This window comes from Mesorhizobium sp. M7A.F.Ca.MR.148.00.0.0, assembly GCF_003997735.1.
Classification (GTDB): domain Bacteria; phylum Pseudomonadota; class Alphaproteobacteria; order Rhizobiales; family Rhizobiaceae; genus Mesorhizobium.
Genome location: NZ_RZTB01000084.1, coordinates 10,983 through 25,577, shown reverse-complemented (window position 1 = coordinate 25,577; position 14,595 = coordinate 10,983). Strand labels below are relative to the sequence as shown.

Annotated in this window: 15 protein-coding genes; 6 read left to right on the top strand and 9 right to left on the bottom strand. The window is 63.4% G+C overall.

Features of this window, described 5'->3' with window-relative positions:
- On the top strand, positions 1–2,099 hold a 2,099-nt coding region (locus EOB49_RS24320), incomplete at its 5' end, for a PAS domain-containing hybrid sensor histidine kinase/response regulator (RefSeq protein WP_164781788.1).
- Between the two features lie 180 nt (positions 2,100–2,279).
- Entirely contained in the window at positions 2,280–3,155 is an 876-nt protein-coding gene (locus tag EOB49_RS24315) for a GNAT family N-acetyltransferase (protein ID WP_164781789.1), read from the top strand.
- Between the two features lie 83 nt (positions 3,156–3,238).
- Here EOB49_RS24315 and EOB49_RS24310 read toward each other — a convergent pair whose 3' ends face one another.
- Both EOB49_RS24310 and grpE read right to left on the bottom strand, forming a co-directional pair.
- Complete coding sequence (locus EOB49_RS24310; RefSeq protein WP_127382451.1) at positions 3,239–3,871, bottom strand: trimeric intracellular cation channel family protein; 633 nt, start codon at positions 3,869–3,871, stop codon at positions 3,239–3,241.
- Positions 3,872–3,974: 103 nt separating this feature from the next.
- Positions 3,975–4,610: a nucleotide exchange factor GrpE gene (grpE, locus tag EOB49_RS24305; RefSeq protein WP_027161324.1), complete on the bottom strand. Its 636-nt coding sequence runs from the start codon at positions 4,608–4,610 to the stop codon at positions 3,975–3,977.
- Between the two features lie 239 nt (positions 4,611–4,849).
- Between grpE and EOB49_RS24300 the strand changes: the two genes are divergently transcribed.
- The 3 genes from EOB49_RS24300 to EOB49_RS24290 all read left to right on the top strand — a co-directional run bounded on the left by EOB49_RS24300 (position 4,850) and on the right by EOB49_RS24290 (position 6,702).
- On the top strand, positions 4,850–5,050 hold the full coding sequence (locus EOB49_RS24300) for a hypothetical protein (RefSeq protein ID WP_127319283.1): 201 nt from the start codon (positions 4,850–4,852) through the stop codon (positions 5,048–5,050).
- Between the two features lie 100 nt (positions 5,051–5,150).
- Entirely contained in the window at positions 5,151–5,528 is a 378-nt protein-coding gene (locus tag EOB49_RS24295) for a hypothetical protein (protein WP_127269664.1), read from the top strand.
- A gap of 151 nt (positions 5,529–5,679) precedes the next feature.
- Positions 5,680–6,702, top strand: coding sequence for a fatty acid desaturase (locus EOB49_RS24290; RefSeq protein WP_127273297.1), 1,023 nt, complete (start codon positions 5,680–5,682; stop codon positions 6,700–6,702).
- Positions 6,703–6,819: 117 nt separating this feature from the next.
- Here the strand turns inward: EOB49_RS24290 and EOB49_RS24285 are convergent, their stop codons facing one another.
- From EOB49_RS24285 to cysG, 6 genes are all read right to left on the bottom strand, one after another.
- Complete coding sequence (locus EOB49_RS24285; protein WP_127319285.1) at positions 6,820–8,424, bottom strand: GMC family oxidoreductase N-terminal domain-containing protein; 1,605 nt, start codon at positions 8,422–8,424, stop codon at positions 6,820–6,822.
- A gap of 98 nt (positions 8,425–8,522) precedes the next feature.
- Positions 8,523–9,056: a DUF934 domain-containing protein gene (locus tag EOB49_RS24280; protein ID WP_127319286.1), complete on the bottom strand. Its 534-nt coding sequence runs from the start codon at positions 9,054–9,056 to the stop codon at positions 8,523–8,525.
- A 172-nt stretch (positions 9,057–9,228) separates the two neighbouring features.
- Positions 9,229–9,993 carry a phosphoadenylyl-sulfate reductase gene (locus EOB49_RS24275; RefSeq protein WP_127272509.1) on the bottom strand — a complete coding sequence of 255 codons (765 nt, stop codon included), beginning with the start codon at positions 9,991–9,993 and terminating at the stop codon, positions 9,229–9,231.
- On the bottom strand, positions 9,968–11,638 hold the full coding sequence (locus EOB49_RS24270) for a nitrite/sulfite reductase (RefSeq protein ID WP_127382450.1): 1,671 nt from the start codon (positions 11,636–11,638) through the stop codon (positions 9,968–9,970). Before EOB49_RS24270 ends, EOB49_RS24275 begins: the two co-directional genes overlap by 26 nt.
- A 43-nt stretch (positions 11,639–11,681) precedes the next feature.
- On the bottom strand, positions 11,682–11,972 hold the full coding sequence (locus EOB49_RS24265) for a DUF2849 domain-containing protein (RefSeq protein ID WP_127382449.1): 291 nt from the start codon (positions 11,970–11,972) through the stop codon (positions 11,682–11,684).
- Entirely contained in the window at positions 11,969–13,420 is a 1,452-nt protein-coding gene (gene cysG, locus EOB49_RS24260) for a siroheme synthase CysG (protein ID WP_127382448.1), read from the bottom strand. Before cysG ends, EOB49_RS24265 begins: the two co-directional genes overlap by 4 nt.
- A 420-nt stretch (positions 13,421–13,840) precedes the next feature.
- On the opposite strand from cysG, the gene EOB49_RS24255 reads away from it, so the two are divergent.
- Positions 13,841–14,290 (top strand): host attachment family protein, encoded by a 450-nt coding sequence (locus EOB49_RS24255; protein WP_127382447.1) that lies wholly within the window; start codon positions 13,841–13,843, stop codon positions 14,288–14,290.
- A gap of 108 nt (positions 14,291–14,398) precedes the next feature.
- Here EOB49_RS24255 and EOB49_RS36995 read toward each other — a convergent pair.
- Positions 14,399–14,595, bottom strand: a 197-nt coding sequence (locus EOB49_RS36995; RefSeq protein ID WP_206526137.1) for a hypothetical protein, incomplete at its 5' end; no start/stop codon positions are given.

Sequence of the window (14,595 nt, the reverse complement as noted above, 5' to 3'; positions counted from 1 at the left end):
GGGCACCGATCTTCATCAGCGTCGCATTGCTGGCAACCGGCCTTGCCGGCCTTGCCTTGCATCTGCGCGCCAGGCGGAGCGAACATCGCACCTCCGCCCTTCTTGACGAAACCACTGCCCGCAGCCGCGCCGAGATCGAGACGCTGGCCGACCGCATGTGGGAGATGCAGGAGAGCGACGAGCGCTTTCGCGGCCTGATTGACGCGCTTGGCGATCTCGTCATCCATCGCGACCGCGACGGCTACATCGTCTATGCCAACAAGGTCTTCGCCGATCTCGTCGAGATCGACCAGCGCGACCTTGCCGGCAAGACCCTGGCAGAACTGGGCATCGAGGTCGGCATGGTTCCCGATGCCGCCTTTTCCGACCATGAGTGTCTGAGTTCCACCGATGTCTCCATCAGCACGCCGAGCGGGCAGCGCTGGTTCTCTTGGATCGAACTGTCGGTGCGCGACAAGGACAGCGGCGCGGTTTCGCACCGCGCCATCGCCCGCGACATCACCGCCCGCAAACGCGCCGAATCGTCGCTGATCACCGCACGCGAACGGGCCGAATATGCAAGCCAGGCCAAATCGCGCTTCCTTGCCACCGTCAGCCATGAAATCCGCACCCCGATGAACGGCATTATGGGCATGGCCAGGTTGCTCGCCGACACCAGCCTGACGCCGGAGCAGCAGACCTATGTCGGCGCCGTCTCGACCTCGGCCAGCGCATTGCTTGCCTTGATCGAGGATCTTCTCGACTATTCCAAGATCGAAGCCGGGCGTTTCGACCCCGAGCCGCAGCCGATGTCGGTGCGCGAGATCGCCGACAACATCATCGAATTGCTGGCAGCGCGCGCCTTCGCCAAGGATATCGGACTGGGTTGCCATGTCGAACCCGACGTGCCGCAATTGATCACCGCCGATCCGGGCAAGGTCAGGCAGGTGCTTCTCAACCTCATCGGCAACGCCATCAAGTTCACCGACAGCGGCGGCGTGCTGGTGAGCATAGCACGCGCACGCACCGAAACCAGCGACCGCATATGCTTCACCATCGCCGATACCGGTCCGGGCCTGCGTGACGCCGACCTGGAGCGGATTTTCGAGGAATTCGAGCAGGCCGACGGCACGTCGACACGCACACATGGCGGGGCCGGCCTCGGCCTTGCCATCTCCAGGCGCCTGGTGGCCGCCATGGGCGGCACGATCTCGGTATCCAGCCGGCTCGGCCAGGGATCCGAATTCGTCTTCGAAATCCCTGCGAGAGCGGCCACCGAAGCGCCGCAGGGCCACCAGAATGCTCTCTCGGGCAGACGCGCGGTGATCCTGTCGAAGAACGCCGTCGAGGCCGACGCCATCGCCCGCACCATCCGCGCCAATGGCGGCGCGGTCGACATCGCCGCCACTGCAGCACAGGCCGCGCCTTTCGCCGCCGGCTGCGACGCGATCCTGGTCGATGCAGCGATGGAAGAAGGCGACGGAAGGCTGCTCAAGCGCCTGCGCCAGAGCGGTTTCTCCGACTGTGAGGCGATCACGCTGATCGCGCCGACCGATCGCGGCATGCTTGGCGAGTTCCGTGCCAGCGGCTACGCAACCTTCCTGGCCAGGCCGGTGCGTGGCGGAACACTTCTGCGTGTTCTGTTGAGCAGCCATGCTCCGAGCCTCGGCCCGCCGCCGCCGGAAAAGCGCGGCGCACCGTCGCTGCGGGCCGTCGGCAACCGCCCGCGCGGCCTGTCGGTGCTGATCGCCGAGGACAATGACATCAACGCCATGCTGGCCCGCGCCACGCTGCTGAAGGCCGGGCATCGCGTCAAGGTGGTCGGCAACGGCAAGGCCGCCGTCGAGGCTGTCACCGGCGCCGCGCACAAGGACCGCTTCGACGTGGTCTTGATGGATCTGCACATGCCGGTCATGGACGGGCTGGACGCGATCGCCGCCATCCGCCGCCATGAGGAAGAAAGTGCCGTGCGGCCGGTGCCGATCATGGTGCTGTCGGCCGACAGCCAGGAAAAGACCCGTCATGCGGTGTTGGCCCATGGCGCCAGCGGCTTTGTCACCAAACCGCTCGACCCCGAAGCGCTGGTCAATGCCGTCGAGGGGCAGGTCGTCGCGGCCTGAGCTTTCCACCGCCATTCGGCACGGGCGATCACTTAAACGTAGCCGGTTGATCGTATTCGCCAGCCGACGAAGTATTGCCCATGACGTCGTATCACGGTACTGTCACAATCCTGTTGCACCTACACCGTATCCCCGTGCCAAGAGGGATGGCTCGAAGGAGAATCACTCGTGCATACAGTTATGCCGGAATGTGACACTCGGCCGAACGCCAGAAGCGCCTTGCTTGCCGGACGTAACGTCGATTCCGTCATAAAGGGCGCTGCGCTGGGCCGTATAGGCAATCTTGAAGTGCGGCTCGCTCGCAACGAGGCCGAGATCGCGGCCGCGCAGGAAGTGCGCTACCGGGTGTTCTACGACGAACTTGGCGCCAGGAAGGACCTGTTCCAGGCCCATGACCGCCGGGACGCCGACCGGTTCGATCCGCTCTGCGACCATCTGCTGGTTTTGGACACCACGCTTTCCGGTCCCGAACATCGCCGCATCGTCGGCACATATCGGCTGCTGCGGCAAGAAATCGCGGCCACGGCCGGTGGCTTCTATTCCGAAGGTGAATTCGAGCTGACCAAGCTCATCGCCCGCCACCCCGGCCAGCGTTTCCTTGAACTCGGCCGCTCCTGCGTTTTGCCGGAATACCGCTCGAAGCGCACCATCGAGGCGTTGTGGCAAGGCATCTGGGCTTACATCAATCATTACGAAATCGGTGTGATGACCGGCTGCGCGTCCTTTCACGGCACCGTGCCGGCGGCGCATGCCGAAGCGCTCACCTATCTCGCCCACCACTGCCGGACGAATTCGGCCTGGGACGTGCGCGCTGTGTCCGGGCGCTATTGCTCGATGGATCTGATGCCGATCGAGGCCGTCAATGCCAAGGCGGCGATCGCCGCGATGCCGCCATTGGTCAAGGGCTATCTGCGCGTCGGTGCCCGCATCGGCGATGGTTGCGTCATCGATCGCGAATTCTCGACGGTCGATGTGTTCGTCGTGATGCCGGTCAAGGAGATCGGCGCACGCTACGTCAACTATTATGGCGGCGAAGCCCAGCGCTTCGCTGCGTGACGCTGGCGAATAGCGAATAGCGAATAGCGGGAGCTATCTCGCTCAACCCCTATTCGCTATCTCTATTCGCTATTCGCTTCCTTTCACAAAATATCTTCCGGCCGCCTGCCGGGTCGGCTCTTGTAGGACGGAAACGACCAGCCGAATTTGAGCGCACCACCGCGCACGAGGAACGCCGCCGCAAAGCCGGCGAGGTTCGAGGCGAGCGGCGGCAGTCCGGCAAGATCGCCAAGCGTGTAGAGGCCGGCACCCGCAAGGGCCGCCGTGACGTAGATTTCGGGCCTGAGCAGCACCGATGGCTCGCCCGCAAGGAGATCGCGCAAAATGCCGCCGAAAGTGGCGGTGAGCACGCCGGTGATGACGGACACGACCGGCGAGCCGGTAATCGCAAGCCCCTTGGCCGCGCCCATCACCGAAAAGGCGGCGAGCCCGATGGCGTCGAGCCAGAGCAGCCACTTCCAGCGCGATTCGACACGATGCGCGCTGAAGAAGACCAGCACCGCAACCGCGGCGCAGACCAGCACATAGCCGGAGTTGGCGACCCAGAAAACCGGCAGGTTGAGGATAACGTCGCGAAGCGTGCCACCGCCTATCCCGGTGACGCTGGCCAGGAACAGGAAGCCGATAATGTCGAGCTGCTTACGCGAAGCCGCCAGCGCCCCGGTCGCCGCGAAGACGGCGACACCGGCATAGTCGAGAAACGCGATGGCATTCATGCAGACCAGGGGAGTAAGGGAATAGGGGAATAGGAGAGTATGTTTATCACAAAGCCGCACCGTTGGTACGCTTCCCTACTCCCTTACTCCCTTACTGCCCTAACTACGCATCCTTCTCAGCCTGTTCGTTCACCGGCCCCGGCTCAACCGGTGCTTCAGCGGCGGCGAACTTCGGACCACCCTTGGCGACGCCGACCATGGCCGGGCGCAGCACGCGGTCGCCGATCGAATAGCCCGGCTGCACGACCTGGACCACGGTGTTGGCCGGGACATCCGGATTGGGCACTTCGAACATCGCCTGGTGGAAATTGGGATCGAACTTCTCGCCTTCCGGCGCGAGCTTCTTGACCCCATGCCGTTCCAGCGCCGACAGCATGGCGCGCTCGGTGAGGTCGACGCCTTCGATCAGCGCCTTGAAGCCGGCGTCACCCGATGCCTTGGCCTCGGCGGGAATCGCATCCAGCGCGCGGCGCAGATTGTCCGATACCGACAACATGTCGCGGGCGAAATTCGCGACCGCGTAGGTGCGCGCATCGTGCACATCGCGCGCCGTGCGGCGACGCAGGTTTTCCATCTCGGCCGCCACGCGCAGCGCGCGGTCCTTCAGCTCTTCATTTTCCTTCAGCAGCCGCACAAGAGCCTCATAGTCGCCGTCGGTGCTGCCTTCCGTGCGCTCGGCTGCGGGCTCGGTCGCCTCGACTTCATCGGGCGCGCGTTCGTCTTTTGCCTGGTCGCTCATCGCCGTTTCCCGTCAATCTCGAATGATGTGGATTTTGTGCCCGATATCGATGTTTGGCGGCCAAAAATCAAGGGGTAAGCGACTATGGAAGCCGCCGGCCAAGGCCGGACAATGACCGGCAAGACATTTCGACTTTAATTCAAATTTTACCCTAACCGCCGGCTTTGCTTGCCACATAGGCATGATGGGGGAACCATTCTCTTGCTGCAGGAGTTTCGAAGCCGACACAGGATTTTGAGATGATGACCCGCAACATGGGCGAAAAGGCAGAGGGGCTGGCCATCGAGATCAGGCGCCAGTTCGGCGCCGAGGCGGTGACCCGCTTTCTGCGCACCTTGCCGGCCTTCCGCACCGAGGCCGACATCCCCGATCGGTTCAGAGAACTGCTCGACCGCCTCGATGGGGCGGAGCGCGGTGACATCGGCTGGCGCCGGCCGTAACGCAACAATCGATCTTGGCAGCAAACCTCCTATCGGCAATAGCCGGGGAGAGCCGAACCATCTAAGGATAGATGTGTTGTGGTTCAATGGAGGACGTAAAATGCGCAAGGTTTCGATCACCTCATCGCTGATAGCGTTTGTCGGCCTCGGCGCCATCACCTTGGCGGCCTTTCCGGCACAAGCAGACAATCTTCAGCTGCAATTGGGCAAACATGGCCCGCGGCTGAAGCTCATGGAAGATTGCGACCCCGCCTACGACGATTGCGAAGGCCCCCGTCGCGACGATCGGCGCGACCGCCGTCAACGAGGCTGCACGGAAGACCGGGCTCTCGACAAGGCAGACCGAATGGGCATCCGCCGCGCAAGGATAGAGTCCGTCGGCCGCCGGGAGATCACGGTCCGCGGCAGACAGGGCGGCGACCGCGTGCGCGTGACTTTTGGCACCGAGCGCGGCTGCCCTATCCTCGATCGCGAATAGCGATCGACCAGCGGAAAACCGACGCTCAGAGCCATCAGCAGGTCGATTTGGCGGGTTGGCAGGCTCGATCGCCAAGCCACGCGACAATTACGCACAGTAATTTTGCGTGATGTTGCCTTGCGGCGGCGAGGCACCCCGCCTATGCTTCCTGATGAACATGATTTCCCCTGAGGCGGTCGCCAACAGCAAGCGCGCCTGGTTGAAGATTCTCGCCCGCTACAAGAAGCCTGACAGGCGGCGCAGCGCCGTCGAGCTCGCCATCACCCTCATTCCATTCGCCATACTCTGGGGGCTGTCCTCTGCGGCTTATGCCTATGGCCATTGGTGGGGACTGGTCCTCATCCTCCCCGCGGCCGGGTTTCTGGTGCGCATCTTCATGATCCAGCACGATTGCGGCCACGGCTCCTTCTTCGCCAATCGTTACGCGGACGACTGGATTGGCCGCGCGCTCGGCATCCTGACGCTGACGCCCTACGATTGCTGGCGGCGCGCCCACGCGACGCACCACGCCAGCGCCGGCAATCTTGACGAACGCGGCATGGGCGACATCCGGACGCTGACCGTTGCAGAATACCGGCAGATGTCGTGGCGGGGCCGCCTCGCCTATCGTCTCTATCGCCATCCGCTGGTGATGTTCGGGCTCGGTCCGATCTGGCTTTTCATCTTCGAGCAGAGGCTACCCGTCGGCATGATGCGCGGCGGCCTGACCCCTTGGGTGTCGTCGATGACCACCAACCTTGGCATCGCGGTCGCAGCAGCCGTCCTTATCTGGTTCGTCGGCCCGGGCGCTTTCCTGGTGGTTCACCTGCCGATCGTCATCCTCGCCGGTTCGGCCGGCATCTGGCTGTTCTACGTCCAGCACCAGTTCGAGGAAACGGAATGGGCGAAGGATGCCGACTGGGAATTCCAGCACGCCGCCTTGCACGGATCGTCGTATTACGACCTTCCGCCGGTGCTGAACTGGCTCACCGGCAACATCGGTGTCCATCACGTCCATCACCTCTCGGCCAAGGTGCCGTGCTACCGGTTGCAGGAAGTGCTGCGGGATTATCCCGAGTTGCGCGACATAGGCCGGGTTACGCTGCTCGAAAGCCTGCGCTGCGTCAAACTGGCATTGTGGGACGAAAACCGCCGCAAGCTGGTGTCGTTCCGCGAGGCACGGGCGGCGGCTTAAGCAATTCCAGGAGAAGTGTGAACGGTTTTCCAGGGAAAACGCGTAGCGTTTTCCCTGGGCAATTGCGTCACAACCAAAAGACCGCCGCGCCATGGGCGCCGCGGCCTGGAGCTCCGATCAGGCAGCCCTGATCATGTCGGCGGCCTTTTCGGCGATCATGATGGTTGGGGCATTGGTGTTGCCACCAATTAGTGTCGGCATCACCGAGGCGTCCACGACACGCAAGGCTTCAAGCCCGCGCACCTTGAGTTGCGGATCGACCACCGCCATCTCGTCGACCCCCATCCGACAGGAGCCGACCGGGTGATAGACCGTGTCGGCGCGGGTACGGATATGGGTCATCAGATCGGCATCGCTCGGCTCGCCGGCGATGTGCATTTCCTTGTGCCGGTAGCGCGTCAGCGCCGGCGAAGCCAGCACCTGCCGGGTGATCCTCACGCCTTTCAGCAGCAGTTCCGCATCGCGCTGGTCGCCGAGAAAGCGCGGATCGATGCGTGGCGCGGCAAGTGGATCGGCGCTGGCCAGCCCAACCTCGCCACGCGAGTGCGGCCGCAATATGCAGACATGACAGGAGAAGCCGAAACCGTAGTGCAGCGTGCGCGCATGGTTTTCGACGAGCCCGATGACGAATTGCAGCTGCAGGTCAGGGCGCTCAAGCGCCGGGTCGGATTTGACGAAAGCGCCGCTCTCGGCCGACGGCGAGGCGATCAGCCCGGTTCCATCCCGCCGCCACTGCGCGATATGCCTGAGGAAACCCCACGCGCCGCGCGGGCTCATACCGAGCATATCGGTGTCCTTCGATCTCCAGCCGACGATAAAATCGAGGTGGTCCTGCAGGTTCTTGCCGACGCCCGGCAATTCGTGGACGACGGGAACGCCATGCACGGCAAGTTCGGCCGCCGGGCCGATACCCGACAGCAACAGAAGCTGCGGCGAACCGAAGGCACCGCCACAGAGGATCACCTCGCGCGACGCCTGTGCCACTGCCTCGCCTTTGCGCGTCCGGTAGCGGATGCCGGTGGCGCGCTTGCCGGCAAGGACGATGCCTGTGGCGTGCGCCCGCGTGATCACGGTCAGATTGGTCCGCTGCATCACCGGATGGAGATAGGCGGCGGCAGTCGAACAGCGCTCGCCATTACGGGCGCCACCGGCAAACTGGGTCACCTGGAAATAGCCGGCGCCCTCTTGTTCCGGTCCGTTGAAATCGTCCGAGGCGCGAATCTGGTTTTCGGCACAAGCCTCTATGAAGGCCTTGGCGATCGGCCTCGGCGAGCGCTGGTTCGACACTTTCAGCGGGCCGTCCCCGCCATGCAAGGCATCAGTGCCGCGCTCATTGCCTTCGGCGCGCCGGAAATAGGGCAGAACCTCATCCCACGACCAGCCCTCGCAGCCCAGATTTGCCCATTCGTCATAGTCGCTGCGATGGCCCCTGACATAGAGCATTGCATTGATGGCGCTGGAGCCGCCCAGCGCCTTGCCGCGCGGCTGGTAGCCCTTGCGGCCGCCAAGACCTTGCTGCGGCACGGTTTCGAAGGCCCAGTTGTTGATCCTGGGCCGGCCGGAAAGCATGCCGATAATGCCAGCCGGAGCGCGGATCAGCATATCCCTGCCCTCGCCGCCAGCTTCGATCAGGCAGACCGTTTTCGATGGATCTTCCGAAAGCCGCGCGGCAAGCGCACAGCCGGCGGACCCACCGCCGGCTATGACATAGTCGTAACGCATGAAGACCCCTCCCCGATCGTTCAACGGATTTTCCATCCGGATGACCAAGAGAAGGCCTGAACACGACTGATGTAAAGATGCGCGGAATTACCGCAACGTCAGCTGCTGCGAACGCGTCGCCAGGAGTATTTCGGGCCTTTTGGTTCCGGCACGGCGGCTGGCTGGTAGTAGAGCCCCAATCCGCCGGTGCGGCCCTCCTCCAGGCGCTTCAACAGCACCGCATTGGAAATCTCGAACTCGTCGAAGCCCAGCCGCAGCATATGCGGCAGTTGGTCCACCAGCACCTGGCCCGTGGCGCGAACGGCACCTTCGAAATGGTAGCGGCCGCGCAGCAGTTCTCCCTTGGAGAAGGAGCGGCCGTCGCTGAAGGCCGGGAAGGCCAACGCCACCAGCGACAGCTGGTCGAGCAGGTCGGCAATCTTCTCGAGCTGATCACCAGGCTGCAGCAGGACGCCGAGCCGTTCCTTGGCCGAGCGGCGCACCTCCGGATCCAGATCGAGGAAGACTTGCAACGGCAGGATGAAGCGGCCGTTGCCGGACAGCGCATCGGCGCTTTCGGCATGCGTCCACTCATCCTCGTGAAAACCCGCAGGGGTCCAGAGTCGGGTCTCCGGTGTCGTCGGTTCAGTCATCAAAAAGTTCCTAAATAGTCAAACGAACCAAGGATGTGTTGAGATTCAGGTCAGGCTGCGCCGAAAATGGCGGCTTCCGAGAACCGGAGCGGAGCGTACTTGAAGTACGTGAGCACCGGAAGCGCAGGAAGCTGCCGTTTGCAGGCCAGCCTCACCTGAATATCAGCACATCCTAAAGGGATGCGTCGGTCAGCGACTTCTCCAGCCCCGACAGGTGAATGCCGCACTCGGTCTTGGCGTGACCGGCCCAGCGGCCGCTGCGCGCGTCCTCGCCCGGCTGCACCGGCTGCGTGCACGGGAAGCAGCCGATCGACAGATAGCCATAGGCGACCAGCGGATTTTCGCGCAGCGCATGGGCGCGCATATAGTCGGCCTGGTCCGATGTCGTCCAATGCGCCAGCGGATTGATGCGGATGCGCGGACCGACCGCCTCGAACACCGGCAGCGCTGCCCGCGTCGCGGCCTGAAAACGCTTGCGGCCGGTGAGCCAGGCACGAAATGGCGCGACACCGCGCGCCAACGGCTCCACCTTGCGCACGTCGCAGCAGGCGTCGGTGTTGCTCTGATGCAGATTGCCCGTCGGGTCGATCCGTTCGAGTGCTGCTTCCTCGGGTTTGATCACCCTTATGTTGGTCAGCCCGAAATCGGCGGCGAGCGCGTCGCGATAGCCGAGCGTCTCCTCGAAATGCTTGCCGGTGTCGAGGAAAATGACCGGCAGCGTCCGGTCGATCTTGGCGATCATGTGCAGCAGTACAGCCGAATCCGCGCCGAACGACGACACCGCGGCGATCTCGTCGAGGAACAGTTCGCGGGCCGAGCGTTCGATGATCTCGATCGGCTTCAGATGACCATAGAGCGCATCGAGCCCCGCCGCTTTGGCGGCGATGCCGTCATCGACGTCTCCGATACGGTCAAGCGGCCTTGGCTTCGCCAGCATAGAGCGCCTCCTTGAACGGCGCGGGACCGACTCGGCGGTAGGCGTCGATGAATTTCTCTTGTGGGTCGAGCCGGAGGCCGAGATAGGTCTCGACGATCTGCTCGATGGCGTCGGTGATCTCTTCCGACGAGAAGCCGCGGCCGATGATCTCGCCGACCGACGTGTTTTCGTCGGCCGAGCCGCCCAGCGTCACCTGATAGAGCTCAGAGCCCTTCTTCTCGACCCCGAGGATGCCGATATGGCCGACATGGTGATGACCGCAGGCGTTGATGCAGCCGGAGATCTTCAGCTTCAGTTCGCCGATCTCGCGCTGCCGCTCAAGCGAGGCGAAGCGGCGCGAGATTTCCTGCGCGATCGGGATCGAGCGCGCCGTGGCCAGCGCACAGTAGTCGAGGCCCGGGCAAGCGATGATGTCCGATATCAGGTTGGAATTGGCCGTCGCCAGGCCGATGCCGACCAGCGCATCATAGACCGCCTTGAGGTCGGCGCGGGCCACATGCGGCAGGATCAGGTTCTGCTCATGGCTGACGCGCAGCTCGTCAAAGCCATATTTCTCGGCGATGTCGGCGATTGCTTCCATCTGGCTGTCCGAGGCGTCGCCGGGCACCTCGCCGATGCCCTTCAGCGAGATCGTCACCGCTGCATAGTCGGGATGGCGGTGCGTCACGACATTCTGGTCTAGCCACTCCGAGAACCCTTTGGAATCGAGCCGCGCCAGCTTGACCGCTTGGTCGCCTTCCGGCCGTCCGGCGAGCACCGGTGGCGCGAAATAGGCCTCGATGGCGCGGATGTCGGCTTCCGGCAGCTTCAGCTCGGCGTCCTTCAACTCCTGCCACTCGGCCTCGACCTGGCGGGTGATCTCCTCGACGCCGGTCTCATGGACGAGGATCTTGATGCGCGCCTTGTACTTGTTGTCGCGGCGGCCATAGAGGTTGTAAACGCGCAGGATCGCCGTGCAGTAGGACAGGAGGTCGGCTTCCGGCAGGAAGTCGCGGATCTTGCGGGCAACCATCGGCGTGCGGCCCTGGCCGCCGCCGATATAGACGGCGAAACCGAGTTCGCCGGCGGCGTTCTTCTTCAGGTGCAGGCCGATGTCGTGGGTCTGAATGGCGGCGCGGTCGCGCTCGGCACCCGTCACCGCGATCTTGAACTTGCGCGGCAGGAACGAGAATTCCGGATGTACCGACGACCACTGGCGCAGGATTTCCGCATAGGGGCGCGGATCGGCGACTTCGTCGGCGGCAGCGCCGGCGAAATGGTCGGCAGTGACGTTGCGGATGCAATTGCCGCTGGTCTGGATGGCATGCATCTCGACGCTCGCGAGATCCGCCAGGATCGCCGGAATATCCGACAGCGCCGGCCAGTTGAACTGGATGTTCTGGCGCGTGGTGAAATGGCCGTAGCCCTTGTCGTATTTGCGGGCGATGTGGCCAAGCATGCGCAACTGCTTGCCGTTCAGCGTGCCGTACGGCACCGCGATGCGCAGCATGTAGGCATGCAGTTGAAGATAGACGCCGTTCATCAGCCTCAATGGCCGGAACTGCTCCTCGGTGATCTCGCCGGCAAGGCGGCGCTGCACCTGGTCGCTGAACTCGGCGACGCGGGCCTGGACAAAATCGTGGTCGAACTCATCGTAACGGTACATGCTTGGTCTTTCAGGGCGCGTCCGCCCATGCCTGGTGTCTTGGTTATGCTGCCCGCACAGCCTGCTTGCCGAGATCGTTGCGGATGGTCGGGCCGGCGGCGCGGATCTTCTCGCGCAGCCGCACCGGTTGGACGACGCCGTTGACGACTTCAGCGTCGATCAAATTGACGTCGACCACTTCGTTGGCGGCATAGGCCTTGGCGCCGATCGCCTCAAGCCTGTCCTCGGCTGCCTTGTCATGGGCGAGGTCGGCATGGTCCACCGTCTCGGCCCAGCCATCGGCGTACCAGACCGCAATGCCGTCGGTGAGGCGGTTGGCGGTCAGTATCTTCATTGCTGAACTCCTTCGGCGATCGAACTGGACGCGCCTTCATGCCTGTGTGCCGCCAGCGGCTCGGATCGCTCAAAGTTGGCGCCGGCGACCGCATCGCCGATGATGGTCATGACCGGGCCGGAAAGATCGGCCCGCGCTTCCAGCGACGGCAGGTCGGCAAGCGTGCCGTGGAAGCGACGCCGGTTGGCGAGGCTGGCATTCTCGACCACGGCCACCGCAGTGTCCGGCGACAGACCGGCCTCGATCAGCCGTCCGGCAACCTCGGCGGCCACCGAGCGGCCCATATAGACGGCGACGGTGGCGCCCGAAATGGCGAGCTTGGCCCAGTCGGGCAGCGAATTGCCCTTGAGGTCGTGGCCGGTGGTGAACACCATCGACGAGGAGACACCGCGCAAGGTCAGCGGCAGTTCGAAATCGGCGGCGGCGGCAAAGGCCGCGGTGACACCCGGAACCACCTCATAGGCGATCCCGGCATCGCGAAGTGCCGCCATCTCTTCGCCGGCCCGGCCGAACACCAGCGGATCGCCCGATTTCAGCCGCACGACACGCTTGCCTTCACGGCCAAGCTCGACCAGCAGCGCATTGATCTCAGCCTGGCTCTTGGTGTGGCAGCCCTTACGCTTTCCGACCGGCAGTCGCTCGGCATCGCGGCGACCCATGGCAACGACCGCCTCGGGCACCAGCGCGTCATGGACGATGACATCGGCTTCCATCAGCAAACGATGGGCCCGCAAGGTCAAAAGATCCTCGGCGCCCGGACCGGCGCCAACCAGCGCGATGTGACCGCAAGCGGGCGTGTCCGACAGCAGAAGATCGACGGCAGCGTCATGCGCCTGCGAAAGCTGGCCGGCTTCGGCCGCGCGCGCAGGAGCGCCAGAGAAGAAATCATTCCAGAAGCGGCGGCGGGCATTGCCTTTCGGCAGCAGCTTCTCGGCAGCCCCGCGAAACGACGCCGCAAGAATTGCCAGCGGCCCGAGCGACGGCGACAGCATGCGGTCGATGCGGCCGCGCAACATCTGGGCAAGCACCGGGCCTGCACCTTCGGTGCCGATGGCGATGGCGACCGGCGCGCGGTTGACCAGCGCCGGGGTGAAGAAATCGCAAAGCTCAGGCCGATCGACGGCATTGACTGGAATGCCTAGGCGGCGCGCATCCGCAGCCACCCGGCGGTCGAGTTCCTCGTCGCCGCTGGCGGCAAACACCATGATCGCGCCTTCGAGCTGCGATGCGTCGTAAGCGGCGGCAAAATGGCTCGCGCCGGCCTGGACGATGAAGGCGAGCAGATCGGGCTCGGCGTGTTCCGCGATGATCCGCAGGACCGCGCTCGACTGTCCGATCAGCCGCGCCTTGGCGAGTGCCTCTTCGCCGCCGCCGACGATGGCCACGGCTTCGCCCTCGACCCGCATGAACACGGGGAAGGCGCTGAGCTTGGGAGCAGTGTGCGACATGGACGCGAGCGGAATCCTGAATGAGCTTGCAGTTCTACGCGCGGGCGCGAGAAACCAGAAGGAACGCACTCGCGCATCCCTTGTCGGGATGCAATTGCTTTTCTGAAAGCATCCCAGCTAAGAGAAAAATATTTCTCGTTTACAGGTAGAGCGGATTCAAGCTGCTGTCGCAGGCCTTGTTTTTCGGGTCTTTTAGCGCCCGGGGAGAAAAGCCGCAAAACTGTTTTTTCTAAATTATACCAAATTAGTAGATTAAAGCCGCGAACTCTGGATAGCCAGAATGTCCAACGCCGACGCGGCGGCCGACTGGAACATTAGTGGCTCGGGGCGCGTTCTCAAAAGGCCTGTCATATCCGATCGAAACCCCGGCTGCGGAACGCCACGAAAGGCCACCACGCGGCTGAAAAGGAGCCTGTCATCATGAACATAATCATACTCAAGCACGGTATCTGGGTCATGGTGGCCGATGGCGAGAAGGCGCTTTTCCTCAGGAACGCCGGCGACAACAAATATCCGAATCTCGAGGTGGTGCAGGAAATGCAGCAGGACAACCCGCCCACCCGCGAGCAAGGCAGCGACAGCCCGGGCCGATACAATGATGGTCCCTCCGTCCATCGCAGCGCAGTCGAGGATACGGACTGGCACCGCATCGGCAAGGAGCGTTTCGCCGATGAAATCGCCGCCCGGCTCTACAAGCTCGCGCATGACGGCGAATTCAACGAGATCGTGCTCGTCGCACCGCCAGTGGTGCTTGGGACAATGCGCAAAAAGCTGCACAAGGAGGTCGAGGACAAGGTGACCGCCGAAATTCCCAAGACATTGACCAACCATGCCATACCGGAAATCGAGGCCCTGCTGCGGGCAGGCTGATATTGTCGATCGGCCCTGACGGATCGAGACGAATAGCACCGCACAAATCCCGATCCGGCCGGCAGCTTCTCAGCTGCCGGTCAAATTTTTGCGGCAGCGCCGTCGATTTCACGGCTTCGCGGGTTGCATCGCCGACATACCATCCACCATATTGCAAAACAGGCGGCGGCTTTGGGAGGCGCTCATCCAACGGTTTTGAAAGGCGCTCCATAGACAATGCCGCATGACACGCCCCTTATCGCCACCATCGTCGCCGGTCTGGGGCTGGCTTTCATCTTCGGGGCTCTCGCCAACCGCTTCCGTAT

Coding starts and splice junctions, on each gene's coding strand:
- EOB49_RS24315 (WP_164781789.1), top strand. CDS start 2,280: ATGCCGGAATGTGACACTCGGCCGAACGCCAGAAGCGCCTTGCTTGCC.
- EOB49_RS24280 (WP_127319286.1), bottom strand. CDS start 9,056: ATGACTGAACCGACGACACCGGAGACCCGACTCTGGACCCCTGCGGGT.
- EOB49_RS24295 (WP_127269664.1), top strand. CDS start 5,151: ATGCGCAAGGTTTCGATCACCTCATCGCTGATAGCGTTTGTCGGCCTC.
- EOB49_RS24285 (WP_127319285.1), bottom strand. CDS start 8,424: ATGCGTTACGACTATGTCATAGCCGGCGGTGGGTCCGCCGGCTGTGCG.
- cysG (WP_127382448.1), bottom strand. CDS start 13,420: ATGTCGCACACTGCTCCCAAGCTCAGCGCCTTCCCCGTGTTCATGCGG.
- EOB49_RS24270 (WP_127382450.1), bottom strand. CDS start 11,638: ATGTACCGTTACGATGAGTTCGACCACGATTTTGTCCAGGCCCGCGTC.
- EOB49_RS24300 (WP_127319283.1), top strand. CDS start 4,850: ATGATGACCCGCAACATGGGCGAAAAGGCAGAGGGGCTGGCCATCGAG.
- EOB49_RS24275 (WP_127272509.1), bottom strand. CDS start 9,993: ATGCTGGCGAAGCCAAGGCCGCTTGACCGTATCGGAGACGTCGATGAC.
- grpE (WP_027161324.1), bottom strand. CDS start 4,610: ATGAGCGACCAGGCAAAAGACGAACGCGCGCCCGATGAAGTCGAGGCG.
- EOB49_RS24255 (WP_127382447.1), top strand. CDS start 13,841: ATGAACATAATCATACTCAAGCACGGTATCTGGGTCATGGTGGCCGAT.
- EOB49_RS24290 (WP_127273297.1), top strand. CDS start 5,680: ATGAACATGATTTCCCCTGAGGCGGTCGCCAACAGCAAGCGCGCCTGG.
- EOB49_RS24310 (WP_127382451.1), bottom strand. CDS start 3,871: ATGAATGCCATCGCGTTTCTCGACTATGCCGGTGTCGCCGTCTTCGCG.
- EOB49_RS24265 (WP_127382449.1), bottom strand. CDS start 11,972: ATGAAGATACTGACCGCCAACCGCCTCACCGACGGCATTGCGGTCTGG.